27 protein-coding genes and 1 pseudogene are annotated in these 23,514 nt (G+C 56.3%); 21 read left to right on the forward strand and 7 right to left on the reverse strand.

The window, feature by feature from the left end; all coding sequences use genetic code 11:
• Window positions 1–17 precede the first annotated feature (17 nt).
• From BLR63_RS03365 to BLR63_RS03460, 21 genes are all read left to right on the forward strand, one after another.
• Window positions 18–1,160: a DUF3383 family protein gene (locus BLR63_RS03365; RefSeq protein WP_010567842.1), complete on the forward strand. Its 1,143-nt coding sequence runs from the start codon at window positions 18–20 to the stop codon at window positions 1,158–1,160.
• A 10-nt stretch (window positions 1,161–1,170) separates the two neighbouring features.
• Window positions 1,171–1,578 (forward strand): hypothetical protein, encoded by a 408-nt coding sequence (locus tag BLR63_RS03370; RefSeq protein ID WP_010567841.1) that lies wholly within the window; start codon window positions 1,171–1,173, stop codon window positions 1,576–1,578.
• A gap of 3 nt (window positions 1,579–1,581) precedes the next feature.
• The gene (locus BLR63_RS03375) at window positions 1,582–1,983 is read left to right on the forward strand and encodes a hypothetical protein (RefSeq protein WP_010567840.1); all 402 of its coding nucleotides are present in this window, start codon (window positions 1,582–1,584) and stop codon (window positions 1,981–1,983) included.
• A 156-nt stretch (window positions 1,984–2,139) separates the two neighbouring features.
• Entirely contained in the window at window positions 2,140–3,489 is a 1,350-nt protein-coding gene (locus BLR63_RS03380) for a phage tail tape measure protein (RefSeq protein WP_010567839.1), read from the forward strand.
• A 2-nt stretch (window positions 3,490–3,491) separates the two neighbouring features.
• Window positions 3,492–4,148: a phage baseplate protein gene (locus BLR63_RS03385; RefSeq protein WP_010567838.1), complete on the forward strand. Its 657-nt coding sequence runs from the start codon at window positions 3,492–3,494 to the stop codon at window positions 4,146–4,148.
• Entirely contained in the window at window positions 4,148–4,456 is a 309-nt protein-coding gene (locus BLR63_RS03390; RefSeq protein ID WP_010567837.1) for a phage baseplate plug family protein, read from the forward strand. The genes BLR63_RS03385 and BLR63_RS03390 overlap by 1 nt, the downstream gene beginning before the upstream one ends.
• A gap of 110 nt (window positions 4,457–4,566) precedes the next feature.
• Window positions 4,567–5,892, forward strand: a complete 1,326-nt coding sequence (locus tag BLR63_RS03395; RefSeq protein ID WP_231998136.1) for a baseplate hub protein — start codon at window positions 4,567–4,569, stop codon at window positions 5,890–5,892.
• A gap of 96 nt (window positions 5,893–5,988) precedes the next feature.
• Entirely contained in the window at window positions 5,989–6,747 is a 759-nt protein-coding gene (locus BLR63_RS03400) for a hypothetical protein (protein WP_130926158.1), read from the forward strand.
• A gap of 144 nt (window positions 6,748–6,891) precedes the next feature.
• Window positions 6,892–7,395, forward strand: a complete 504-nt coding sequence (locus BLR63_RS03405) for a KilA-N domain-containing protein (RefSeq protein ID WP_010567834.1) — start codon at window positions 6,892–6,894, stop codon at window positions 7,393–7,395.
• A 77-nt stretch (window positions 7,396–7,472) separates the two neighbouring features.
• The gene (locus BLR63_RS03410) at window positions 7,473–8,180 is read left to right on the forward strand and encodes a Gp138 family membrane-puncturing spike protein (RefSeq protein WP_010567833.1); all 708 of its coding nucleotides are present in this window, start codon (window positions 7,473–7,475) and stop codon (window positions 8,178–8,180) included.
• The gene (locus BLR63_RS03415) at window positions 8,177–8,524 is read left to right on the forward strand and encodes a hypothetical protein (RefSeq protein ID WP_010567832.1); all 348 of its coding nucleotides are present in this window, start codon (window positions 8,177–8,179) and stop codon (window positions 8,522–8,524) included. The genes BLR63_RS03410 and BLR63_RS03415 overlap by 4 nt, the downstream gene beginning before the upstream one ends.
• Window positions 8,517–9,737, forward strand: coding sequence for a baseplate J/gp47 family protein (locus BLR63_RS03420; protein WP_010567831.1), 1,221 nt, complete (start codon window positions 8,517–8,519; stop codon window positions 9,735–9,737). The genes BLR63_RS03415 and BLR63_RS03420 overlap by 8 nt, the downstream gene beginning before the upstream one ends.
• Window positions 9,737–10,378, forward strand: coding sequence for a DUF2612 domain-containing protein (locus tag BLR63_RS03425; protein WP_010567830.1), 642 nt, complete (start codon window positions 9,737–9,739; stop codon window positions 10,376–10,378). The genes BLR63_RS03420 and BLR63_RS03425 overlap by 1 nt, the downstream gene beginning before the upstream one ends.
• Before the next feature lies 1 nt (window position 10,379).
• Window positions 10,380–11,687 carry a hypothetical protein gene (locus BLR63_RS31035; RefSeq protein WP_130926159.1) on the forward strand — a complete coding sequence of 436 codons (1,308 nt, stop codon included), beginning with the start codon at window positions 10,380–10,382 and terminating at the stop codon, window positions 11,685–11,687.
• On the forward strand, window positions 11,684–12,052 hold the full coding sequence (locus tag BLR63_RS03430; RefSeq protein ID WP_130926160.1) for a phage tail assembly chaperone: 369 nt from the start codon (window positions 11,684–11,686) through the stop codon (window positions 12,050–12,052). Before BLR63_RS31035 ends, BLR63_RS03430 begins: the two co-directional genes overlap by 4 nt.
• A 60-nt stretch (window positions 12,053–12,112) precedes the next feature.
• Window positions 12,113–12,391, forward strand: a complete 279-nt coding sequence (locus BLR63_RS03435; protein WP_042947832.1) for a hypothetical protein — start codon at window positions 12,113–12,115, stop codon at window positions 12,389–12,391.
• Window positions 12,392–12,444: 53 nt separating this feature from the next.
• Window positions 12,445–13,026: a DUF7338 family protein gene (locus BLR63_RS03440; protein WP_010567828.1), complete on the forward strand. Its 582-nt coding sequence runs from the start codon at window positions 12,445–12,447 to the stop codon at window positions 13,024–13,026.
• Between the two features lies 1 nt (window position 13,027).
• Entirely contained in the window at window positions 13,028–13,633 is a 606-nt protein-coding gene (locus BLR63_RS03445) for a glycoside hydrolase family 19 protein (RefSeq protein ID WP_083365923.1), read from the forward strand.
• Window positions 13,630–14,145 carry a DUF2514 family protein gene (locus tag BLR63_RS03450; RefSeq protein WP_083365924.1) on the forward strand — a complete coding sequence of 172 codons (516 nt, stop codon included), beginning with the start codon at window positions 13,630–13,632 and terminating at the stop codon, window positions 14,143–14,145. Before BLR63_RS03445 ends, BLR63_RS03450 begins: the two co-directional genes overlap by 4 nt.
• A 603-nt stretch (window positions 14,146–14,748) precedes the next feature.
• Window positions 14,749–15,899, forward strand: a protein-coding gene (locus tag BLR63_RS03455) for an IS3 family transposase (RefSeq protein ID WP_086008205.1) whose coding sequence is annotated in 2 segments (ribosomal slippage) — window positions 14,749–14,983 and window positions 14,983–15,899 — 1,152 coding nt in all. Because the reading frame shifts where the segments join, the coding sequence is not laid out codon by codon here.
• A 237-nt stretch (window positions 15,900–16,136) separates the two neighbouring features.
• Window positions 16,137–16,652, forward strand: coding sequence for a hypothetical protein (locus BLR63_RS03460; RefSeq protein WP_010567594.1), 516 nt, complete (start codon window positions 16,137–16,139; stop codon window positions 16,650–16,652).
• Between the two features lie 6 nt (window positions 16,653–16,658).
• On the opposite strand, the pseudogene BLR63_RS32175 reads toward BLR63_RS03460, so the two are convergent.
• The 7 genes and pseudogenes from BLR63_RS32175 to BLR63_RS03490 all read right to left on the reverse strand — a co-directional run.
• Window positions 16,659–16,766 (reverse strand): annotated as a pseudogene (locus BLR63_RS32175) (YqaJ viral recombinase family protein); the annotation flags it as partial.
• A 712-nt stretch (window positions 16,767–17,478) separates the two neighbouring features.
• Entirely contained in the window at window positions 17,479–18,747 is a 1,269-nt protein-coding gene (locus BLR63_RS03465) for a vWA domain-containing protein (protein ID WP_010567595.1), read from the reverse strand.
• 48 nt (window positions 18,748–18,795) lie between these two features.
• The gene (locus BLR63_RS03470) at window positions 18,796–19,296 is read right to left on the reverse strand and encodes a hypothetical protein (RefSeq protein ID WP_010567596.1); all 501 of its coding nucleotides are present in this window, start codon (window positions 19,294–19,296) and stop codon (window positions 18,796–18,798) included.
• 7 nt (window positions 19,297–19,303) lie between these two features.
• On the reverse strand, window positions 19,304–20,044 hold the full coding sequence (locus tag BLR63_RS03475) for a hypothetical protein (protein ID WP_010567597.1): 741 nt from the start codon (window positions 20,042–20,044) through the stop codon (window positions 19,304–19,306).
• 32 nt (window positions 20,045–20,076) lie between these two features.
• Window positions 20,077–21,525, reverse strand: coding sequence for an SUMF1/EgtB/PvdO family nonheme iron enzyme (locus BLR63_RS03480; protein ID WP_010567598.1), 1,449 nt, complete (start codon window positions 21,523–21,525; stop codon window positions 20,077–20,079).
• Between the two features lie 88 nt (window positions 21,526–21,613).
• Window positions 21,614–22,837, reverse strand: coding sequence for an ABC transporter permease (locus BLR63_RS03485; RefSeq protein ID WP_010567599.1), 1,224 nt, complete (start codon window positions 22,835–22,837; stop codon window positions 21,614–21,616).
• Entirely contained in the window at window positions 22,821–23,513 is a 693-nt protein-coding gene (locus BLR63_RS03490) for an ABC transporter ATP-binding protein (protein WP_010567600.1), read from the reverse strand. Before BLR63_RS03490 ends, BLR63_RS03485 begins: the two co-directional genes overlap by 17 nt.
• Window position 23,514: the final 1 nt, after the last annotated feature.

Consider the following 23,514-nt stretch of genomic DNA (forward strand, 5'->3'; position numbering starts at 1 on the left):
TCATTGGAGCGCTCGAGATGAGTTACCCCGCCTCAGAAATCATCCGCATCAACGCCCGGATCAGCCCGGCCGGCCTTGGTAATGCAAACTTTGCCAGCGCCATGCTGTTCGCTCCGCAGCTTGAGCTGCCGGTAGGCTTTGCGCCTGATACATACCGAACTTATTTCAGCTTGCCCGCGCTTTCTGAAGACTTCGCCGACACCACCGAGACGTACAAGGCGGCTCAGCGCTGGCTTGGCGGTACTCCGGCTACTCGCCAGATCCAAGTCTGGGGCGCAGCCACTGCCGACGCCACCCGTGCCGCCACGCTCAACAAGGCTCGGAATATCACCTGGTGGTACTGGACCATGTGGACGGCTCCAGTTCTGGCAGTCAAGGCGGACGTACTGGCAATCGCCCAATGGTGCGAAGACAACACCAGCATGTTCATCGACAACCAGACTGGCGCATCGGTGGGCGAGATTCGCGACCCTGCTGATGTTGACGATATCGCCACTCAGTTGACTTCTGCCGGATTCCGTCACGTATTCACTGCCGCGCACGCCACCGACGCCTACTCTGGTTCGGCCCTGGCCAAGCATTACGCCGCTGTGAACTACAGTGCCGATCGCTCGACGATTACCGGTGAATTCAAGAAGTCGCCAAGCGTAACTGCGGAAAACCTGACCGGCACCGCTTACACCGCCATGCAGAGTGACAAGAAGAAGGCCGTCTTCTACACCGTAGTGGACAACCAGGGCTCTACCGACTCCGGTCGCTGGCTCAACACCCTAACGCACAGCACCTACGGCGAGTTCATTGACGACGTGGTCAATCTCGACGCGTGCGTCAACTACCTGACGACTTCGCTCTACAACGCAGTGGCGAACCAGACCACCAAGCTGGCCCAGACCCCGGTTGGCCAGGCCGTGCTGATCGGCGCCGCACGGGCGACCATGCAGCAGTTCATCAACAACGGCTACCTGGGTCCGCGGAACTACATCGACCCGGACGACGGCCTCGAGAAATACACCATCGGTTTCGAGATCCTGACCAAGCCCGAGGACATCCTCGACCTGTCGGATGCTGATCGCAGCGCCCGCAAGTCCGCACCACTCCGCATTCGCCTGTTCCGCGCCGGCGCCATCCACATTGTTGACGTTGACCTCGACGTTTATTGATAGGTGACCCATGAGCCTGAGTAATTTCTCGAACGACCTGACCGTCGTCACCATCAATGGCCGTCAGATCCAGGACTGGGGCGAAACCGCTACCCCGTACACGGACGCGCCGATTGATCCTCAAAGCCAACTGCGCCGGGGGCAGGGCGGCAATGCATGCCGAATGGACAGACAAAACCCTGGGCGCGAGGTAAACATTTATCTCAACCCTGGATCGTCCGACTCAGCCTACGTGCAGGGCCTGTTTAACTCGAAAGCCAACATCACACTGACCTTCACCCAGATCGGCACGCTGGAAACCGCGCTTGGTTCTGAAGGCATTATCGCGAACGACGGCCAGCGCGGCCGGGCCGGCTCCACCATCACGGACGACCAGTTCACGATGCACTTCAATATCTGGGAAGCGACAAGGGGCTGATAGATGAGCGTTAAATCATTCACCGTGGGCGGCGTGCAGTACAACGCCGCCATGGCCAGCGCTGTCGATCAGGACCGTCTGATGTCCCTGCTGTCTGCCGCCGTGCTTGAGCGATTCGCCACGGCGGCGGGCGCCGGCCTGGAAGTGGACGATCAGGTGCTTTGCGCCATGTTCATGTCGATGCGCCAGGATGTGAAGGCCCAGGTCGCGCAGATGATCATGGCTCGCGCGCTGATCAATGGCACTGAGCGCCCGGTCACCGTCGCCGACTTCGGCGGAAAGATGGTGCAGTACAACCAACTCCTGGCCGAACTGCTGCGCTGGAACCTCTCCGATTTTTTCGACTGGCTGCCAAGCGGCGCAAAAGGCGCTCGGCAGGAAGGGGCGGCAAGCGCAGCGCAGTAAATTGGTTCCTGATGCGGCCCTGTGTGGGGATTGTCGGGGTTTGCCCTCCGCTTTGCACCTGGGCCCAGCTTGAAGACGGCACCCACTCTATAGCGAGCGTGGAGCGCTTCAATCAGGCGATGGACGAACTGTGGGATCAATACGAGGCTGCGAAGAATGGCTAGCAAAGTACTGAAGTCATTCCTGATCGGCATCGGCTGGGATACCAAGGCTCTGGAGGCGGGCGACAAAAAGATCCAGTCCAGCCTGCAAGGCGTTAAGTCGAGTGCGCTTGGAATCTCGGCGGCGCTGGTTGGAGCTTTTGGGGCTGGTGCCGGGGTAATTGTCAGCACGGCCAACAAGATTGATCGTCTGGCTGCTGCCGCCCAAAACATGCGTACAGCATTCTCCGCTCAGTACAACTTCGGTAACGCCATAGCGCAGATGGGCGGGCAGGCACAAGAAGGGTACGACTTCCTCAAAAGAGCTGAAGAGTTCCAGAACAACTTCAACCTGAACGGCAAGGATGATTCGATTGATGCTCTTGCGCGAGCCGGTCTCGATACAGGGAGGCTGGCTGACACCAGGCTCAATGGCGGTGATGCCATGGATTTTTATAGGGAGCTGGAGAAGCAGTTCAAGGAGAGGGGGCTCAATGAGGGGCAGCGAGCGCAAGTTCAATCCACGCTTAGCTATTCTGACTTCGTGTCAAGGCTTCTAAAAGAAGGAAACGGTGAGGCTAGGATGGCGCAGGCCGCCAGAAATACCGGCTCTATCGACCAGATGACCGATAGTGCCCGCAGGTTCGCTGATAGCAATACGGTTCTAAGCCAGAAATTTGAAGGCTTGGCGAATGAGCTGACTGAGAAGTTCCTACCAAGCCTGATCGGTGCGAGCGAATGGGCAAATAAGTTCCTCGATGAGCACCGGGGCGAGATCAGTAAGGGCATTGATTATGCAGCGGACAACCCAGGCGCCACCGCTGCGCTTCTTGGCTCAAGTGTGTCATCCCTGTTCGGACCCGTAATTTCAAAGTTTGGCCTAACGTCGATTGGAGGCATGGCCACGAAGGCTGGCGTTGCCGGTCTGGTGGGGACTGGTAGCGCTATCGGCTCAAACCTGGTCAACCAAGGACTGGACAAGTATGTCCCTGGCTACAGGGGCGTGTCTCAAGGCTTCGATGACCTGCTCAAGGGGGTCACTGGCCTGGATCGGATTCCTGGGCCGCTGGACCTCATGTCCGGTCGCTTCCCCAGCTTTGTCGATCAGCCAAAGTTCCCCACAACAGGCGACAGAACCGCAGCCGACAGCATGCCTCCGCAATCAAGTATTGATGAACGCTACAAGGACGTTCCGTCGCAGAGCGCCGATGATCTGGTCAGGCGCATACAGGACGCGAAATTCAACGTCCATAACAACCTGACCATTGAGATTGACGGTGAGAAGCTGAACCACAGAATCATCCGAGTCAACGAACGCCAGAACTACGAGGCGTCTGATGATCTAAGGTCAACTACGAGGCGCTAGCCATGAGCATCGTCAACATATTCACGCGCCAAGCGCCGACTCTCGCTAGCTACTCGTTCGACGCCGTGCTGGAAGATACATTTGAGTCCAGCGTTACTATTACGACGTTCCCGATTGAGAGCGGCGTAAGAGTCGCCGACCACAGAATCTTCAATCCATTCAAGTGGACGATGACAGGCGCGATCAGTAACAACCCGGTCAAGACGCAACTGACGGACTTCCTCGGCGGAGCGCTCTCCAATCTCACCGACAACCCATTTATAGCCGGGGTTGCTGGGCTTTCGGCTGGATTTCTCGCCGGCAGCGACGAGACGAGGGCGAGCTCCACGCTGGGGCTCCTTGTCGAGCTGATGAGCAAGAAAGAGCCGTTCGATGTTGATATTGGTGAGGTCATTCTCAGAAATATGGCGATCACTCGCCTATCGCGAACCAAGGAGCCGCGCAACGAGGGTGGCCTGGAGTTCGTTGCGGAATTGCAGGAGGTTATTCAGCTGGATCGGCTCGCTGCTGGCAATGACCGCTGGCCTCACCAGCTAAGAGCTGGAGACCCTTCGCAGAGCGCCCTTACAAGAGTCGTAAACAAGGGGCAGCTAATCGCCAAGGAGGCAACAGCAAGCGTGACAAATGCCGTTAACGGAATTCTTGATGGAATAGCCTGATGCTCACAATCCCTTTAGCGGCTGGCGTAGATAACGCCCACCAGCGATTCAGTGTTCAGCTCGGCGACAACCTTATCTCCTTTGAAATCGACTTCATTTCGTACCTGGATGCGCCAGCGTGGTCCATGAATATTGTGCGCGGCGGAATCAGGCTCGCGGCTGGCGTGATGCTGGAGCCCGGCAGCGACATCATTCAAAGCTACCGCACTGGCATTGGGCAGATGGTGTTCACTGGCAAAGACGTGACCCTGGACAACCTTGGCGTCGATAACTCCCTTGTCTGGATACCTCCAGTGGTGGAAATATGAGATCAAGAGCTTGGTCTGTCGATATCAACGGCGAGCCTTATATCAGCTTGCAGTCCGGCTCAACGCAGTTTCGAATCCAGTTCAATATTGACGTGTCACCTGGCAGCTCTGTGTCGTATGCCGACATTCGCCTTTACAACCTGAACAAGGTGTCGGGGATTGCGAACGGCGCCAGAATCATCCTGAGGGCTGGCTACACTGACAATATCGACGCGATCTTCACTGGCACTGTGACCAACGTATTGCGTGAGCGCGAGCCGGGATCGCCGGAAATCATCACTAGGCTAATCTGCAAATCAGGGTTCGCCGTGGTGGATCGAGGATCGGCGCAAACTTGCCTAGGCCCTGGCGCCAGAGTCGAAGAAGTTATCCGGGATCTGGCCAGGCAGTGGCCCATTCCAGTAGATATGGATGACAAGCAGTTCGCCGATGACCAGCCTATGATTCGTGGGTGCACGATTGATGGCGACATCCCAAAGGCAATGGATAACCTGGCTTACGATTATGACTTCAAATGGCTCCAACACATGGGGCGCATGTACGTCACTAAGCCTGAGATGAAGCGGAATTCAACCGCTATCAAGATCAACCAATTCACCGGAATGATCGGGATCCCAGAGATAGGTCTAGGGCCGAGCGGTCTTGGGATATCCGTCTCTGCGCAGCTAAACCCTTCGATCATGATCAACGGCGTCATCGACCTGACAAGTGAGTTCGCCACATACAACACGGGTAATCTGTACGTGTCCGAGGTTCAGCCTGAGGCGAAGCCTGTAGGCGAGTACAACGTGTTTGCCCTGAGATACGAGGGCGACTCGCACAGTGACACATGGAAGGTTGACATCGACGGTATCCGCTGGGGAACGAAGCCAGACACAAGGTCGGTGTCCACGCCAGAGAATGGCAAGCTGATCTGGGGGGCGTCCTTTAAAGAGAACAATGAGCCTTACGAGCCGTTCAAGGCTAAGGTGATCGCTATCGCGAAGGGGCTGGCTGTTGACCCTAACTGGCTAATGGCGGTTATGGCTTATGAGACCGGGAAGCACAAATTCAGCCCTGAAGCTCAGAACCCCAAGAGCAGCGCCACCGGCCTGATTCAGTTTCTTGAAGACACCGCTAAAAAGCTTGGGACAACCACGAAGCAGCTTTCACGCATGACCGCCGTGCAGCAACTTGACTACGTAAAGAAATATTACGAAAAGGCAGCATCGAAGCCTATCCGCAACCTGGGAGATGCTTATTTGGCAGTCTTGTGGCCTGCGGCAATTGGATTCCCAGACACCTACGTGATGTGGGAGAGAGACTCCGGCCCATATCGGCGCGAGTACAAAGCAAACAGCCACCTGGACAAGGGAAACAAAGGCTTCATCACGAGGGGCGACGCGGTGTCTGTAGTGAACGAGTCTTACAGTGCTGGCGGCAAGCGATCTAGGTAGGTCGGCTGCGTGGGAAGCATCAAGGATGCTGTGTTCGCGCTGACCATCTGCTACATTTTGTGGCCTTTACGGATTGCGGCCATCCTGGACGGTAAAATGAACAAAATCATAGCTATATTTATTTCGGTTCTTATCTCTGGATGCGTCCTAGAGCCAAGGGTTTATCCGAAAGCAAAGCCATACGATAATCCGGAAGGCTATGTCGTCTACAAGCCTTATGCCGGTTATCAGCGATGGGATGGCAGGTATCTAAGCGGATTTTATTCCAGCGGGTGGCAATACCTAGATAACTGTGTTGCAACGGGGCCGCTAGTCCCTAATAAAATTCTTCAGGCAAGCATTAGATATAGCGATAAGGATGATGTGGTTTATCTAAATTATGCTGGAGGTCCATCCAGGGCTAGATGCGATATAAAATATGACGTAATTAAGGCTGAAATAGATAAGTATATTAGTGACGCATCTGCCGCTGAGACTGCTCGTAATATTGCGGAAATCAAAGAAGAAAAACGGCAGGAAGCCGAAAGAAAGAAAAAAGGATTAGGAGAGAAAGTAAACAAAGTCGAGTTTGGTGGTTTTGTCGCAGCCAGAGAGGACATACTTACTTCAGTGCTTCTAGCCTGCTACACCGGAAGCCTGGACAGCGGTGGATGGCCATCTATCTCTACACAGGAGCGAACTAGTAGATACAAGGCTTTGCTAAGCCTGCACGACGACAGCCCCGCGAGCATGCAAAGAATAACCAATGCTTATAACTTTGCCCTCAAAAACCTCAGTGATCGCTATCCTCTTGATACGATGGCCAAATATCGCGGTAGCGTATGCGATCAGATGGTTATGAAGGGCAAGCTTTAGAAAGCAAACGAACAAACATCAAACCCGCCTCGGCGGGTTTTTTATTGCCCGCGTTTTACCAGTGGCGACTAGGAGGCATCCGAAAGCGGTATCCCTGAGCCGTTGTCGCTACCACCCAATTCAGGACATCGTAGGGAATGAACAATGAACAATGTGATTCCGTTTCACTACAAGGGCCAGTCGGTTCGCTTCAATAGCGAGGGCTGGATTAACGCTACGGATGTGGCCAAGCGATTTGGCAAACGGCCGGTTGACTGGCTGAAGCAGGGCGAGACAAAGGAATACCTCAATGCGCTTGCCGAGGCGCTTACATGTGACGCTGGATCACTTGTAGAAACGAGCAAGGCGCGCTCGGATCGCGGTGGCGGCACATGGTTTCACCCGAAGCTGGCAGTGGCCTTTGCTCGATGGCTCGATCTGAAGTTTGCCGTCTGGTGCGACCTGCATATTGATGCTCTGCTGCGCGGCGAGTTGAGCGAGAAGCAGGCTTTCGATCAGGCCTGCAAGCAGCTTGAGGACGGCCGTCAATTGGCCAGCCTGCACGGAAAGGGCCTTGCGAACTGGAAGTGCAAGAAGCCCGCACTGGAGCATCGCGTAGACGAGATGCGTGACCGCTTGCAGATGGTCCTCGGCCTCGACGCCGCGTAACCGATCCGCCCCAACGAAAAGCCCGCCTAGTGCGGGCTTCGTTGTTTCTGGAGCGCTGAAAATAGCGAGGTAACACAATGATCGAGACAGAAGGGCGGGCGCGTAATGAGAAGCTGATTCGGAATGCGTTCGGCGAACTGATGAAGGATGTATGCACCTCAATCCCCGGGCACGTGCTGACGTTCGATCCTTTGACCCAGCGCGCTCAGGTGCAGATTGGAATCCTCAGGGTTGATGTCAACGATGCCACCTTCGCACTAAAGCCTATTGTCGAGGTTCCCGTCTATTTCCCAGGTGGCGACTACTGCGTTGAGTATCAGATCGACCCTGGGTGCGAAGGAGACATCCTGTTCTCCCAGCGCTGCATTGACGGCTGGGTTCAGAGTGGCGGAGTGGCCACCAACCCAAGAGGCCGCTTCCACAGCATGCAGGACGCCATGTTCCTGCCTGGGTTCCGGTCTCAACCAAATGCGCTGACGGACTTCCAGAACAACGGCGTGCGCATGCGCAACAAGGCCGGTAGCCAGTTCGTCTGGCTGAAGAACGACAACAGCATCTCCATGGATAACGGAGTGGCCAGGTTCAACGTACTGGCCGACGGCACAACCCTGATGCAGAACGGCGCGGGCAGCTTTCAGCTACTGGCCGATGGGTCGTTCCTGATTAACGGGCTGAAGATCACGCCGGACGGCAACGTCATCACCGCCGCCGGCATCAACCTCAATACGCACCGCCATAGCGGTGTAACCCCGGGCTCCGGGACAAGCGGAGTTCCAGTTATATGACCGTTCGCAGACTGGACGACAACGGCGACATCGTGACGCGCGGCCAACAGTTCATCACCGGCCAGTCCGAGGTTGCGCAGACGGTGCTGACCCGGCTGCGCCTGTTCCTGGGCGAGTACTTCAGGGACATCACCGACGGCACGCCGTGGTACGAGCAGATCCTCGGCAAGTTCACCAGCCTTTCAACCGCCGAGGCGGCACTCAGAGCGCGAATTGCCAACACCCCCGGCGTGATCCGGCTCACCAGCTTCTCCGCTGACTTCAACATCGACAACCGAAAATACAGCGTAACCGCTGGGATTCTCACTGAGTTCGGCCTAGAAGAGGTAACACTGAATGGCTAGCCTGACTTCGACCGGCTACGTGCTACAGACGCAAAACGACTGGTTTGCCCAGGAGCGGCAGTTCTACCTGGATATTGACCCGCTGTGGAACTTGGACGCTTCGACCCCGGACGGGTTGAAGATGGCGCATGACGCCGAGATCTTCTACGCCCTGGATGAGACGCTGCAGCAGGCCTACAACTCTAAAGACCCAAACAAGGCCAAGGGCGCAGACTTGGATATCGTCTGTTCGCTTACTGGCACCATTCGCTCCAATGGTTCGGCCTCCAGCGTACAGCTCACGTTTGCCGCGACACCAGGAACCCCTATTCCCAAGGGAAACCGTTTCGAGTCCGTCACTACCGGAAGCCGCTGGACGACCGATCAAGCCGTAACGGCGGATTCGCTTGGCGCGGCCACTGTCAACGCGACGTGCACCGTCGTCGGGCCAACCCAGGCCGATCACGACACCATAACCCGCATCGTTGACGTTGTGGCCGGGCTGTCTGGTGTAACAAACGCAGATCCAGCAACGCCTGGAACAGACGCCCAAACCAACGAGCAACTGCGTGTAACCCGGGCGACGGCAGTGGGGCGCCCCGGCAACAACCAGATCGACTCCACTTACGGCGAGCTGTACGCAGTTCCCGGCGTGCGCCGCGTCAAGATCTACGAGAACGATACCGATAGCGCTGCCGTATCAGTCGACAACCCTCACGGCCTACCAAGGAAATCGTATGCGGTGATCGTCGACGGCGGCACCAATGAAGATATCGCCATGGCGATCTATCTGAAGAAGAACCCTGGTCCTCTCCTATATCAGGCCGGTACGCCTTTCGAGGTTGAGGTGACGTCGCCGAAATACCCTACCAACAAAAAGGTGATCCGCGCCAGCCGGCCAATCTACGTGGACATGCTCCCGGTCATTCATGTCGTAAACGATGGAACGCTGCCAGCCAACGCCGACCAACTTATCAAGGAGGCGATGATGGAGTATGCGGCCGGCGATCTGATCCCGGCAGACGTGGGCTTCAAGATCAGCGGGTTTGATATTGGCGAGACTGTGCCGTTCAGTACGATCTTCACGCCGGTCAACAAGGTAATCGGGGCATACGGCAACAGCTACGTTGACTTGCCTTCGTCAAGCCTCAATGGCGTCCAGGCGAACGCAGTCATCGCCTACAACCAGATGTCTCGGTGGACGGAGAGCAACATCACCGTAGTGATCACCTAATGAATATCCCAGAACGAATTTACGCGCAGTACCGCGATAAGCCTAAGGCTGTGGCCTGGTATGCGATTGCCAAAAGGCTAGGCGGTAGCCTAGAGGATGCCGCCGAAGCTGTTCGCAAGAGCTATGACATAGATAACGTATTCGGCGAACAACTGAACGTTATCGGTCGGATCGTCGTTGCACCGCGCAGCTTCGTTGGCGCATTTCCAATGAGCCCAGGGCTATTTGATCTCACTGACGGCGATGAGTTTGGCGACGATGGCGCGATGTTTAGCGCCCTGACTATCGATCAGGACGGGCAGCTATCGGATGACCTTTACCGCCTGGTCATTAAAGCCAAGATCGTCAAGAACAACGGCGATGCGACGATTGAGAACATCCTCGACGGTATGAATTTCCTTCTACCGAACGCTCAGGTTCTGCGCGTGACGGACAGTGAGGACATGTCGTTCAGCATCGAGTTCTACGGGCAGATAACCGATCTTGAGCGCTTTGCCCTGCTCAATGCAGGGCTTGTACCAAAGCCGCAAGCAGTTGGATTTAACGGATTCCTTGAAGGGTTTGGAATGTTCGAGTTCGGCGATATGGATGCCGAGTTCGGTGACGAAGACGCAGAATTTGCAGGATATATAGGGGCTTAGAATGTCACTCAAGCTAAACGAACGGTACCCGGCTCGGTTCAACAACCCTACAGCAGGATACCCGCAAGGCTCATTTAAAAACCGAACCACACCTACCGCTAAAGATGGTTCCTACCTGGAAAAGGACTGGGCAAACGACAAGGAGGGTTTTTTCCAGTCACTTCTAAGCGCTGCAGGAATTACGGCCAATGGCGCTGTTGATGCCGTAGGCGCATCGCAGTTCTTCGATGCGCTCCAGGCACTTAAGCAGATCCAGGCAGGAACCGCATTTACGACTGCGGGCATCGCTGGAGTACTAACGCTCGCTCCAACCCCTGCAATCCCTGCGTACTCAGCGCCCCTGCGATTCCATGTTAAGTTTAGCCAGGACAGTACCGGTAATGACACCATTAACGTGTCCGGAAAGGGCGCCCAGAGCCTTAAGCAGTACAACTCGGCCGGTGCTAAAGTAGCGGCAGTATTTACCGCTAACCAACTCGCCGATATCGAATATGACGGCGTTGATTTTGTTCTTCTGGATCAGTTGCCAGGAACCACGGCCACAATCGGTATACAGGGCAGCTTTAAAAATCTTTCGGTATCAACTACCGGCTTAAGTTCAGTGGTGAAAGTAACCGCCGACGAACTTATGGTGGAAAGCTCATTATTTTTGTATCAAACGCTCAGAGCGGTAAATGTTTCTCCATCTTTTGCTATCGCTGGCGCCGGCGGCCTTGATGTTGGCGCTGCAAATAGCCAGACCGCTCCTACTTGGTATAGCGTTTGGGTCATATGGAACGGGACTACCGTGTCCAGCCTCCTGTCGCTGAGCGCTTCCTCTCCAACTATGCCGTCTGGCTATACGCACAAAGCTCGGGTTGCATGGGTTAGAACGGATGCATCTGGCAACAAGTACCCGCTTGGCTTTATGCAAACTGGACGGCGCGCAAGGTACAGGATACAGGCCGGGACAAACGTAACCTCTGTTCCACTTATGATTAATGGCGCGCAAGGAAACCCGCTTGGAAACACTCCGACTTACATCCCTGTCGCAGTGGCAGCCTTCGTTCCACCAACAGCAACTGTTATTTGTTTGACGCTTTCGGCTTATGTAGCGAACTCATCTGCAATCGCGGCTCCTAACACTAGCTATCAGGGAATTTCATCTACTAACTCGGTCGCGGCACCATTATCTGTAAGCCTTCAGGCTACAGCCCCAACGCACATGGCGGCAACAGGAGATTTTGTGATCGAGTCGGCAAACGTTTATTACGCGTCCACTGGTGTTCCGGCTGGGCTTTCGTGCAACGGATGGGAGGATGTTCTATGAATGGCTATGCCGTTAAGAATGACGGCCAGGGATGGCGTGCGGTGGATTCAGAAACCGATATCTTCGAGTGGGAGACATTCTCTGTAAATCAACCGGACCCCTACGTCTTGCCGATCGAGACGCTGGAAAGATCATGGAGGGATGCGGTAATAGAGTCAGTTAAATGGGTTCGCGAAAGACATCGTGACGAAATTGATATTGGGGGCAAAACAACTATTACGGGAGATATGTTTTCTGAGTTACTTACTTTTATCCAGGAGCTAAGAGACTGGCCGAAATCTAGCGAATTTCCCTTGGAAGCTGGCAGGCCAAAGCCGCCAGCATGGCTTTGCTCTAAGCAAAACACTCTAGCTCTATCGAGGTGAAAAATGAGTAGTTCTTTTAGATGCTTTGGAGTTGTCGGAACTTACCGTTGGTACTGTGGAATGTATGACGATGATTTTATTCCTCCAGCCGGTAATGTACCAATGGTTGATGAGTACCCACAAAACCCTGGGCCAACCCGTTTTGGCGCGTGGTTTGTTAGTGCTGAAGGTACGTTCTATTGGAATCAGTACCCCGACCCACCGTTCAATATCGTCTATCACGAAGGTAAGATGAAGAACTCTGACACCATGGTTGAGATCGCCATTGAAACGCTACCAGGCAACGTTGCTGCACGCCTGGATGCACTCGAGGCAGCCGTTTTCCCGACGACCCCATAACTGTGATGCACAAGCCGCCTTAGGGCGGCTTTTTTGCGTCTGGAGAAAACCAAATGCTCAATATCACCAAGGCGATTTGCCAGTGGGCGCTTCTGCTCGCCTGCAATATCGTCACCGACCTTGTCGGGCTTTTTGTCGTGGCAATTGCAATCCCGTTCCGGGTTGCAGATGTCAGCAAGAGCGATGGCCGGCCAATCGTGAATTTACCGCGCTGGGTTTGGCTGTTTGGCAATGACTACGACGGGCTACTGGGTGATCGGCGGGGTTGGTGGGCTGAGAACACTCCGTTCGGTTGGCCGGTCGACTCGTTCATGGCGATGTGGTGGTGGGCCGCGGTGCGCAACCCGGTCAACAACATGCGGTTCGTCAAGCTCTGGCAGGCGCCGATCAAGGGCAGCACGATCACCTATGTGGGCGACTACACCGTCCGCGACCATCCTGGCGAGGCGGGTTGGCAGTTCGTGATCACCGAGAACGGCGGGAAGCGCTGGTATGGCTTCTACCTGGTTCACCAGTGGAGCGAAACCCGCGCCTTCGTGATCCGCCTGGGCTTTAAGGTGCAGCCGGATGACGCCGGGACTGACGGCGAGCCGCTGGGCATGACGACGAAAATCAACTTTTACAAGGCGATCTGACATGCCAATCACCGAGCAGCAGTTGCTGCAGATCCTCCCGAACGCCGGACGCCAAGCCGGCGTTTTTGTTCCTGTCCTGAACGCCGCCATGAACCGCTACAGCATCGTCGGCACGCCGCGCGCCGCCGCGTTCATCGCCCAGGTCGGGCATGAGTCGGGCCAGTTGACGCGCCTGGTGGAAAACCTGAACTACAGCGCCGACGGGCTGATGAAGACCTGGCCGAGCCGGTTCGACTTGGTGCGAGCAACGGCATGTGCCCGCAAGCCTGAGCAGATCGCGAATGTCGTGTATGCCGATCGCATGGGTAACGCTGGCCCTGGTGACGGCTGGAAGTATCGCGGGCGAGGCCTGATCCAGGTGACTGGCAAGACGAACTATGCAGCCTGCGGAGAAGCCCTTGGCCTGGACCTGATCAATCAGCCTGAACTGCTGGAGCGGCCCCAATATGCAGCGATGTCGGCGGCATGGTTCTGGTCGGCCAATGGGCTGAATACCCTGGCCGATGCTGGCGACCTGACAAAGATCACCCGACGCATCAATGGTGGGCTCACCGGCCAGGCCGACCGCCAGGCGCTGTATGACAAGGCATTGAAGGTGCTGGCATGAGCACGATCTGGCTGAAAACCCTTCCTTATATAGCAGCGGTGCTGCTGGCCCTTGGCGCGCTCTATGGCGCCTATCACCGCGGCGTGAGCAACACTAACGCGACGTGGCAGGCCGAATGGAACAGCCGCGATACACGCGATGCTCAGGCCAAGGAGCGGAACGAGGCCGCCGCGCGCGCCACAGAACAAGCCTGGCAACTCAAACTCGACAAGGTGACGGAAGATGGACAGCATGCGATCGATCAAGCGACTGGCGATGCTGCTACCGCTCGCGCTTCTGCTGACGGCCTGCGCGGAGCGGCCGACGCCCTTGCCGCTCGACTCGCAGCCAGTCAATCCGGCGGCAATTCCTGCACTGCCGCCGCAAGCGCGGCAGCTACCCGTGCCGTCATGGTGCTTGCCGACGTGCTCAAGCGCTCTGATGAGAGATCGGGCGATCTGGCAGGATATGCTGATCAAAGCAGGGGCCGAGGAGTAACCTGCGAGCAGGCGTATGACAGTTTGGGGAAATAGGGGGATTGTGTTCGGTCGGCAGGACGCCGGGGAGGGGGCGTGACATTTGCGTGACTCTCTCACGCACTTGCAAGCTCTTGTGGGCAGTCGATTGCAGCGAGCGCCAATAAAAACAGCTAGTTAACAATGGCTTGCAGGTGTACTGCGTGCATGGGGTGCTAGGGGTCGAGTGTTCGAATCACTCCGTCCCGACCATATAATTCAATGACTTAGCCGAACACTCACCAGTTCGGCTTTTTCATGTCTGTGAAATTACTCCCACATTTACTCCCACGGATATTTTAGGTCTAGGTAACGTTGGCTTATGAGCTAGCGACAGCTTTGGCACTACTCGCCGTGTCTTCTTTATGCGCTCCAGCGTCTTGGGCGACAATATTCAACTGGTCTAAAGCTCAAATTGAGGCGTTGGGCCTTTCCAGTTCAGCACGTTTCCTAATGGTGACGCACTCGAGTGATACGTGTGGTTAGCCATAGACCAACCTCATTGTCATCAACCGTTGAGCCAGGAGCCATCCTCTCGCATTCAATGAGGCGGGCCGTGTGAATCGCCCCGGGTTTCGTAGACACCTCCATGCCTTAAACTGAGGCCAATCAGGAGGTGCCATGAGCAACCCACGTTATCCCGAAGAGTTCAAAATCCAAGCGGTCAATCAAGTGACCGAAAAGAAGCTGCCTGTCGCTGATGTGGCGGCGCGTCTTGGCGTGTCGACGCATAGCCTCTATGCCTGGATAAAGCGCTACAGCAAACCTCAGGCAGAACGGCAGCAAGACGACGATCAGCACGCTGAACTGCGTCGTCTGCGAGCCGAACTCAAGCGCGTCACCGAAGAGCGAGACATCTTAAAAAAGGCCGCCGCGTACTTTGCCAAGGAGTGCGGTTGAAGTACGCCTTTATCAAGCAGCGAGCGGGCGATTATTCCATTCGACGGCTTTGCCTGACGCTGAAAGTCCATCCCAGCGGTTATTACGCCTGGCTGTCTGAGCCGCAATCTGTACGCGCCAAAGACGACCAGCGACTGCTGGGTTTGATCAAGCATTCCTGGCTGGAGAGCGGCGGCGTTTATGGCTATCGCAAAGTCCATGACGATCTGCGCGAAGTCGGTGAGGATTGTGGTCGGCATCGTGTGGCGAGGCTGATGCGTCTTGAAGGTCTGCGCTCTCAGACAGGGTATCGACGCCGTCCTGGCAAATACGGCGGTAAGCCAGCGGTCGCCTCACCCAATTTACTGAAGCGCCAGTTCGATGTCGTAGAACCCAACAAAGTTTGGGTCACCGACATCACTTACATTCGTACGTATGAAGGCTGGCTGTATTTGGCAGTGGTGCTGGATCTGTTTTCTCGTCAGGTCGTTGGCTGGTCAATGAAGTCGCAGATGACCAGTGATTTGGCCATTGATGCGTTATTGATGGCGGTCTGGAGGCGTAAACCGAAGCAGGAGGTGATGGTTCACTCTGACCAGGGCAGCCAGTACAGCAGCGCCGATTGGCGCAGTTTTTTGAAGGCGAACAATTTGGTTGCCAGCATGAGCCGCCGAGGCAATTGTCATGACAACGCCGTGGCTGAGAGCTTTTTCCAGCTTCTAAAGCGGGAACGGATCAAGCGGAAAATCTATTCCACGCGCGAAGATGCTCGTAGTGATGTGTTTGATTACATCGAGATGTTCTACAACGCAAAACGCCGCCATGGTTTCAACAATCAGCTGTCACCGGTAGAGTTTGAAAAGCGTTATGCAATGAGCTTGCAAGGTGTCTAGAGAATCCGGGGCGATTCACTGCGAGTTGAAAAGGAACGGGGTTGGTATCACCTTCGATATGCATGAGGTTTGCAGCGAGCCCTAGAACATTGAGTTAAATGTACTTCAAAACTTTACTCTGCCTTACAAACTCTTTACACCCTTAAACGATATCATCAGCGTCCTCCTGTCATCGAATAACTACCCGCGTGAACAGTCTTTTCAGCCCGTTTTATCAGGCTCGAAGAACGCGCAGCCATGGATGCTCTTCCTTTGAAAAACTTGATCAATCGTTATGCAACACCTCTCACTACAGGCTTTTTCCTGGTTTCCCTGATTTCCGGCGTGGCTTTGTTTTTTCACTGGGCACCTGGACTTTTTCACGGCATGCATGAATGGCTCAGTATGGTGTTACTTGTTCCATTCGCCTTGCACCTTTGGAAAAACTGGGGCCCGATGGTGGGGTACATCAATCGCAAGACACTCTTTGTGCCCCTGCTGCTTTCGGTACTGATAGCGATCCCTTTTGCTGTCTCAAGTACTGGAGGCAAGCAAGGCGGGAACCCTGCATTTGCAGCGGTGCAATTAGTGAGCAAGGCGCCTTTGGTCGACAGCGCGGCTTTGTTCAATAACACACCGGATGAGCTGGTAGCGAGACTGCGTCAGCGCGGGCTTGCGGTGACGTCCTCCGGCGATAACCTCAACCAGATTGCGCAGTCTGCAAAAATGCAGCCTGCGCAATTGATTGCCGAACTGATGAATGATCGCAAGTAACGATCTTGCATACTGCTTGCCGGTGACGGCGAGCTGATGCATGACCTGCAACTGCACATACTCCGGTACACCTTCTTTCCAGAGGCGAGCCCCGTTGATAAGCGGCGAGTTGCAGCGCTGCATTCATGGGCGATCCCTGCGATGAAATCCTCAGAAATCATAGCAAGGGTTCACGAAGGCGTTTTTACACACTCTGGGCCGAGAGCTGCCTTTCAAAGGAGTGCGATCATTAACAGTGCTTGGACCACGATCAGTCTCGATGCTTAAGTCCGACAGAGAAACGGCAGTTTCGCAATTCGATGCTTCCCTGCCTGAATGGCCAGCAGGCACGTTCTTTCATGCTTGGCGACTGCCGGACGATCGTGATCTTCGTGGTCTTTCGGGGCTCGTCTAGCGGGGGCGAGTTGGAGCTAACCGGAAACGTGACCACATTGTCAGCGCCTTTTGGCGCAAAGTTCTGATCATTGAAAACGGTTTGCCGAGTCGTATTGTCTGGCGCAGGTACTTGCGATGATGCTCGAAGCCACGATGAATTGGGGTCTTGGCTTGGCGGCATCTCACTTGCGCGTGTAAATCCCCCTTTATTCTCGGTTGAACTCGCCGTCCGCTTGTAAGCTGAGTCGAGGCTTGGGGCCCGGCTTATCAACTGGAGCGCACCTATCATGACCAGGCTTCCTGTCATCAGACAGATCACCGTGTAGAAAACGTTAGGTTTGTGATGCCTTCGGTTGACTCTTTCTGGAGCATCGCTAATGTCGGCTTTCATCCATTCCCCGGTTTATGCTGCCCGACCTCCCGGGCAGCATTTGACAGCGCTGACACACAGTCACTCGGCTGCGGTCGCATCCTCACAGGCAGGTGTATTGGCGACTTCTTCAACCGCCTCACGCAGCATTCGCTGCACTTCACCGACTTCGTTGGCGGCGTAGACACGACCACCGGTGTTTTCGGCAATGCAGTTCGAGAGGGTGCTGTCACTGATGTTGACCACGTTTACCCGCAGTCTCGGCTGCTGTCGGGCGATCTGTGCGGAGACGTCACATGCATTCTGATCACAACCGTCTTCACCGTCGACAAACATCACCACCAGTGAATCCTGGAAACGACCATCAACTTTGCTCGCGGCCTCTACCAGGCTCGCTGCCAATGGCGTTCCACCGTCTGCGCCAAGCCGTTGGACGTCGCTGATCAACTGCGGTCGTGAATTTTGCGCAAAGACACCATGGTCGACCGTACCCTGGCACCCACGGAAGGTGATCAGGCGTGTCTGAATGTCCGGATGCAATTGGCCGATCATCGATTCGAATGCCTGTTTTGCGACTGTCAGCCGGGTGGGCTCTGCCAATATCCGTGCTTTTCTGGGGTTGCTATCTGGCAAATTTTCACCGACCTGGTTCAACCACCTCTCGTCATCGGGAGATGTATTGATATTGAGGTTCATGGAGCCGGAGGTATCCAGTACCACCGCGAAATCCGGGGGTTGAGCGCCCTGAGTGCAGGCGTAGTTGCCGATTTTTACGGGGTGCAGCAGGTGCCACAAGCCACCACGCCAGGTCCATAGCAGCCAAAGTAGAAGCAACAGCAGCGGAAGGAGAATCAGCCAGAGAGGCAGTCGCAGCCACCAGCGTCGTGGGGCCATTTTCGTAGAGGGGGCAGGCGAGGTATCTGCGGGTGTAAGCGGCGCCGCAGCAGGAGGTAGCTGCGGCGGCAAGCCCCAGCGGATGATGACAGGTTCCTGGTTGAGGCTGTAGAGGTTGGCGAGATCCGGCGCACCGATAAGCGTACGAAGCGTGCTGGCGTCATCGGCTTTTCCGCGCTGCTGCAACTCCTCGACTAGTCGCCCTATGGCGTCCTGGCGCTGGTTGTAGCGCACCAGGAGTGCCTGCTGAGCGGTCGGGTCAAGATTGCTGTAGGGCAATGGCTGCCCGCCGAGGTCAGACCACCATTGCAGGCTGTCCTCGCTGCCCGAGCGCGGAATGGCGTACAGACTTGCAACACTGGGGGGAAAGTAGCGCTGCAGCAGTTGGACCTTGCTCTCCAGAGCACTCAAAAGCTCTGAGGCGCAGGATGTGGTATCTCGGGTAATGCGCTGCATGGGACAGATCCGGAATAAGAAGAGGCCCCGCAGGGCCTCTCTAGGCGTTTACTCGTAGCCGAGGCTGAGTTGCAGCCTGGAGACTTTTTGCTGCAGGGTTTTAAGTTCCTGCTTGCGTGCTTCGATCACTGCCGGGTCAGCACTGACAACCGCTTTTTTCTTGACTGCAAGTTGCTGCTCCAGATCGCTGATCTGCTGTTGGACCTGGGCCTTGTTAGCATGCCGAGTTTTGAGCTGGCTCAGGAGTTTGCCCATCGAGGTGTCGAGCGCCGCTTGCTGCTTTTGCTGCTCGGCAAGGCTTTTGCCCGTCGCCTGTTGCTGGCTTTGCAGGGCTGCGTACACGTCACGGAACGCTGCGTTTTCATTGCGCGCGTCCACGAGCGCCTGCTCGCGCTGTTTGATTTGATCGCTGTAGCCACCGGAGTGATCACAGTTCATTTTGGTAATCAAGCTGGCCTCGGTGTTGTTTGAATCACAGCTGCCCGGTTGGGTGGCACAGCCCCCCAACAGCAACAGGAAGGTGCTTGCGATCAGAGTTCGAGTCATCATGTGCCTATCAACCCAGCGTAATGGCTTGGCGTTGGCTGTAAAGGCCGTCTACTTCTTTCTGCAGCGACGCAACCTTGGTGTTCATTTTGCTGATTTCGAGGTCAATGGCCGAGACTTGACTAGCGCTACCGTTGGTGCGCTCCATGTCTGCGGTCTTTTTGTATTCGGTCACTTTGTTGCGCATGCCGGCCAGGTCTTTATTCATCTGTGCCAGGTTGCTGTCGACACTGGCGATCTCCTGCTGCGCCTTGGCTTTGTCCAGGCTCTTGGCCTTGATGGACTGTTGAATGCCGGCGATGCGCTCTTTGTCATCGTTGATCACCTGCTGCAAGGTGGCGGTGCGCTGAGCGACTTTCTCGGTGTCTGCCTTCACGTCGTCATTCATCAATTGCAGGCGTTGGGTCGTGTTGGAGTACTTGCTGCGGCGGTAGTCGTAGTAATAGTTGGCACCCATTGCCACACCGCATGCGGCGATACCAGCTACAACCATGCATTTCACTTTGTCGTTAGGGCTCGAAACCGCACACGCCAAAATTCCCACCCCGGCGCCACCGGCACAGGCAGTCAGGCCAGAGGTCGAGAAAAACGATGCGTCAGCGCTTTTGGTCAGTCGAGGGTCAGGCGCAGTGCCGGAGCCGGCAAGCATGCTGCTGCCGGTACCGTTGCTGGCACAGCCGGCTAGGACGAGGCTGACGGACATGATCAGGCCGAGCATGACCTTGGGGAGATAGTGACCTACTTGTTTCATGCTGTTGCTCCTTGAGTTAGCGTGACGTCGAGTTACTGGACTGCCTTACAACGGTTCAGCCAGGCATCCGTGTCGATTTTCTGGGTTTTGAGAAAGGCTTGTTGATTGACCCAGTGGGTCTGCAAGTACGGCTTGAGTTCTTTGAGCTGCTCATTGCGCGCGATGATTTCGCCTAGGACCGGGACCTGGCGCGCCAGTAGGGGCTCACCGTAAAGGGTCGAGGCGTCCACGAGGCTGCTTGCGTAATAGTGGCTGAGCTTGTGCAGGCGGTCTTTCTGCTCATCGAGCTTGCCCTTGCGCATCGGGCAACTGGCGTCTTGCTCGGCTGCCGAGCAGTTGAGGTCGTAATTCTTTTGCAGGAAGTCCAGGTATTTGCCGTCGTCGAGCATCTTCGTGCACAGGAATGCGCCCAGATTGAGGCTGGCGCGGATCGCCTGATCACGGCTTTCTTCCTGCTGTTGATTGCTGGCGCGCAGCTGGTTTTCCAGCGCCTTGAGCTTTTCTTTCAAGGCCTCGTCTTCGACAGTCGAAGCGAGCGTGCCAAGGGCCTGGGCGGTGTTCTTGTCATTGCTCTGGTTGCTGTCGCCGCTGCCGGTCCCGAGTTTTTTCCAGCTGGTTTCAATGCTGCTCACGCGGTCGCGGGAGGTCAGCGTACTGGAGGCCAGCGCCAGGCGAAATCCAGTGGTTTTGCTGGTGGCGGGCGCCTTGGCGTCGTAGTAATTGCGTTCTTTGCGCAGGGCGCTGCGGATGTCGGCTGTGGCGGTTCGATAGTCACCGCCACGCACCACGTACCCTCCGGCCTGGCCGTGCTGTCGATCGAGCTTGTTCAGCCGGAACGGCTCGAACATCATCTCGTCGACGTTACCCAGCATGTCGTGAAGGCCCAACGGGTTGGGCTTGAGCAAGCCTGTCAGTTGCAATTGACCGTTGGACGATTGGGTGCCGGAGAACCACTCATATGCGTTCAGGCCCTCGGGCATCGGATAGTGCAGGTCTCGAAACTCGGCCGTGCTGACATTCAGGCCGCCGCGTGCCGCGAACTCCCATTCAACCTCCGTAGGCAAGCGCACAAAGCCGGCGACTCCGTCCTCGGTGGGCAACTTGTCCGCTGCATTCTGCCGCAGCCAGATGTTGTATTTGTCGGCAGCTTCCATCGCTTGCATCCAACTGACGGAAACAATTGGCAGGCGTTGCTTGTTGGACGGGGCAGGGCACTCGGGTTGAGTGAGCGCTCGATACTGCAATTCCGTCATCTCGTACTTGGCCAGCAGATAGAAACGGGATTTGGCATTTTTCTCGGCAGTAAAGCTGCCGGCGATGAACGCCGGGTGCGTCTGCTCCACATAGCCCCATTCACTGTTGTCGCCGCCGATATTGATCGGATAGTCGTCAAGGGGGCCGGCCAGGGGGATGAAGACTTTGCGAAACACCATCGCGCCATCGCAGGGCATTGGCAGGACGACGTCCTCGGCGTCCGGCATGGGATTGTAAAGCTTCTCTTCCCAGGCCTCAGCGCTCGCCCCCAGGGACAGCAGCGTGAGGGGCACAGCGAGAAGGTGGTGCCAGTGTCTAGAGTTCACGCAGACTCTCCGCAGGTTGGATTTGAAGGGCTCGGGTCACACCAGCCAGGGCGACCAATGCGGCTACCACGAGTGAAAGCAGCAGTGCCACAAGGCCGTGCACAGGAGTGATCTGGCAGATGAAACTGCCGGTGATGCGCTGGCCACCCAGTAATTGATTGAACGCCTCGCTGCCGGCGAAGTAGCAAAGGATTCCACCCAGATAACCGATCAAGGCCAGCGCCAACGCTTGTAAAACCATGTAGCTCGCCACCGCCGGTGCAGTGAAACCCATGAGCCTCAACAGGGCCAGGCTCCGGCGTTTGCGATCGATGTTGGCCAGAAACGCGCCCACCAGCGATGCCACGCAGCCCACCAGCGCAGCACCGGCGATGACCCCGAAGATCACCCCCAGGACGTGGTTGATTGCCTTGACGTTGTCGATGTCTGCCAGCCGGCTGCCGGTCTCGATATGTTGTGCATTGAGCCAGCGCTCCAGCGAAGCAACACTATCGATGTCACGGGCATAGAGGCGCGCACGGGCATAGCGCGGGGTCAGATGATCGGCTGTCTGGCCTGTCATCACGCCAAGCGACGGGATGGCGAAGCCGTCGCGGAAACGCTCCAGCTCAAGCAGCCGGTCCGGGTGTACAAAGGCAGCGGGCCTGGAGAAGCTGGCCGCAGGCATGACAGCGACCAGCGTCAGCCGGATCTCTCCTTTTTCGGCGACGCCATCCAGACGCCGCTGTACAACTAATCGCAGGGTGTCACCCGGCGTCAGGGACAAGCGCTCGGCAGCGCTGGCGCTAAGAATGACCTGGCCGGGCAGCAGTGCGCTGGCGGGCATGTTCAGCAGTGGATCACCGGCCGCAGTGGGCAGGATTTCCGCATTGTCGACGAAGCGCCCACCCGTGCCGATCAAGTCAGCCTGGGTGTTGAGCGACCGCGTCATCCCGAGGGCAAACCCGGTTTCCGGACGCTGCTGGAGTTCAAGCAGCCACTGTTCGCTGAAGTTACCGCTGCTCAGCAGTTTGATTTCCAGATTGCGTGGGTCGCGCAGCAGCTCGTCTTGCAGTTGGCTGACGACGCCGTGTTTGAGCCCGAACAGCAACAGTAACGGAGCGATCACTGCCACCAACGAAGCCGTGATGCACAACGAAACCTTGCGGTCATGCCACAGATCGGCGACTGCGAGGCTCGCCAGCAGCCGAAAGCGGCTAACGAGAGGCTTCAAAGTGCGTCTCTCCAGGCCGGCTGACGGCAATGAGCCGCGGAAGATCGAAGCTGCGCACCAGTTCCCAGTCGTGCGAGACGATCAACGCACACAGGCCTGACTGCTCCACCAGGCTCAGCAAGAGTTCAAACAACAGCCTGGCGTTATGCGGATCGAGGGCCGCAGTCGGCTCGTCGGCGAGTATCAGTGCCGGTTGGTGGGCGATGGCGCGCACGCAGGCGGCCCGCTGTCGCTCGCCGATCGACAGCGCCTGGGGCAACTTGTCCAGCAAGGGCTCCAGACTCAGAGCAGAAATCGCGTTGTCGACGAAGCTGCTTTGGCTATCCAGCCCCAGCAATCGGCGGGGCAGGTTGATGTTGTCGCGAATATTGAGGAAGGGTAAAAGACCGCCGTTTTGCAGGACGAAGCCCAACGAGCGCGCCCGCATGTCAGCCAGAGACGGTTGATCATCAGCTTCCAACAGTGCCGCCACGTCTCGGCCTGCGAGGCTGAACTGCGCGACGCTTACTGGCGCCAGTAGCAGGCCAATGGCTTCAAGCAGGGTGCTCTTGCCACAACCGCTTTCACCGGTAATGGCGACAATCTGTCCCCGCGCCAGCGCCAGCTCAGGCAGCTGGACGCAGTGCGCCTGGGAACCGTTCCCTCGTTGTACGTTCAGTCCTTTGATCCGGAGCATG

Origin of the sequence: Pseudomonas extremaustralis, assembly GCF_900102035.1 — a bacterium.
GTDB classification, from domain to species: domain Bacteria; phylum Pseudomonadota; class Gammaproteobacteria; order Pseudomonadales; family Pseudomonadaceae; genus Aquipseudomonas; species Aquipseudomonas extremaustralis.

Coding starts and splice junctions, on each gene's coding strand:
- BLR63_RS03365 (WP_010567842.1), top strand. CDS start 18: ATGAGTTACCCCGCCTCAGAAATCATCCGCATCAACGCCCGGATCAGC.
- BLR63_RS03370 (WP_010567841.1), top strand. CDS start 1,171: ATGAGCCTGAGTAATTTCTCGAACGACCTGACCGTCGTCACCATCAAT.
- BLR63_RS03375 (WP_010567840.1), top strand. CDS start 1,582: ATGAGCGTTAAATCATTCACCGTGGGCGGCGTGCAGTACAACGCCGCC.
- BLR63_RS03380 (WP_010567839.1), top strand. CDS start 2,140: ATGGCTAGCAAAGTACTGAAGTCATTCCTGATCGGCATCGGCTGGGAT.
- BLR63_RS03385 (WP_010567838.1), top strand. CDS start 3,492: ATGAGCATCGTCAACATATTCACGCGCCAAGCGCCGACTCTCGCTAGC.
- BLR63_RS03390 (WP_010567837.1), top strand. CDS start 4,148: ATGCTCACAATCCCTTTAGCGGCTGGCGTAGATAACGCCCACCAGCGA.
- BLR63_RS03400 (WP_130926158.1), top strand. CDS start 5,989: ATGAACAAAATCATAGCTATATTTATTTCGGTTCTTATCTCTGGATGC.
- BLR63_RS03405 (WP_010567834.1), top strand. CDS start 6,892: ATGAACAATGTGATTCCGTTTCACTACAAGGGCCAGTCGGTTCGCTTC.
- BLR63_RS03410 (WP_010567833.1), top strand. CDS start 7,473: ATGATCGAGACAGAAGGGCGGGCGCGTAATGAGAAGCTGATTCGGAAT.
- BLR63_RS03415 (WP_010567832.1), top strand. CDS start 8,177: ATGACCGTTCGCAGACTGGACGACAACGGCGACATCGTGACGCGCGGC.
- BLR63_RS03420 (WP_010567831.1), top strand. CDS start 8,517: ATGGCTAGCCTGACTTCGACCGGCTACGTGCTACAGACGCAAAACGAC.
- BLR63_RS03425 (WP_010567830.1), top strand. CDS start 9,737: ATGAATATCCCAGAACGAATTTACGCGCAGTACCGCGATAAGCCTAAG.
- BLR63_RS31035 (WP_130926159.1), top strand. CDS start 10,380: ATGTCACTCAAGCTAAACGAACGGTACCCGGCTCGGTTCAACAACCCT.
- BLR63_RS03430 (WP_130926160.1), top strand. CDS start 11,684: ATGAATGGCTATGCCGTTAAGAATGACGGCCAGGGATGGCGTGCGGTG.
- BLR63_RS03435 (WP_042947832.1), top strand. CDS start 12,113: ATGTATGACGATGATTTTATTCCTCCAGCCGGTAATGTACCAATGGTT.
- BLR63_RS03440 (WP_010567828.1), top strand. CDS start 12,445: ATGCTCAATATCACCAAGGCGATTTGCCAGTGGGCGCTTCTGCTCGCC.
- BLR63_RS03445 (WP_083365923.1), top strand. CDS start 13,028: ATGCCAATCACCGAGCAGCAGTTGCTGCAGATCCTCCCGAACGCCGGA.
- BLR63_RS03450 (WP_083365924.1), top strand. CDS start 13,630: ATGAGCACGATCTGGCTGAAAACCCTTCCTTATATAGCAGCGGTGCTG.
- BLR63_RS03460 (WP_010567594.1), top strand. CDS start 16,137: ATGGATGCTCTTCCTTTGAAAAACTTGATCAATCGTTATGCAACACCT.
- BLR63_RS03465 (WP_010567595.1), bottom strand. CDS start 18,747: ATGCAGCGCATTACCCGAGATACCACATCCTGCGCCTCAGAGCTTTTG.
- BLR63_RS03470 (WP_010567596.1), bottom strand. CDS start 19,296: ATGATGACTCGAACTCTGATCGCAAGCACCTTCCTGTTGCTGTTGGGG.
- BLR63_RS03475 (WP_010567597.1), bottom strand. CDS start 20,044: ATGAAACAAGTAGGTCACTATCTCCCCAAGGTCATGCTCGGCCTGATC.
- BLR63_RS03480 (WP_010567598.1), bottom strand. CDS start 21,525: ATGCCGGACGCCGAGGACGTCGTCCTGCCAATGCCCTGCGATGGCGCG.
- BLR63_RS03490 (WP_010567600.1), bottom strand. CDS start 23,513: ATGCTCCGGATCAAAGGACTGAACGTACAACGAGGGAACGGTTCCCAG.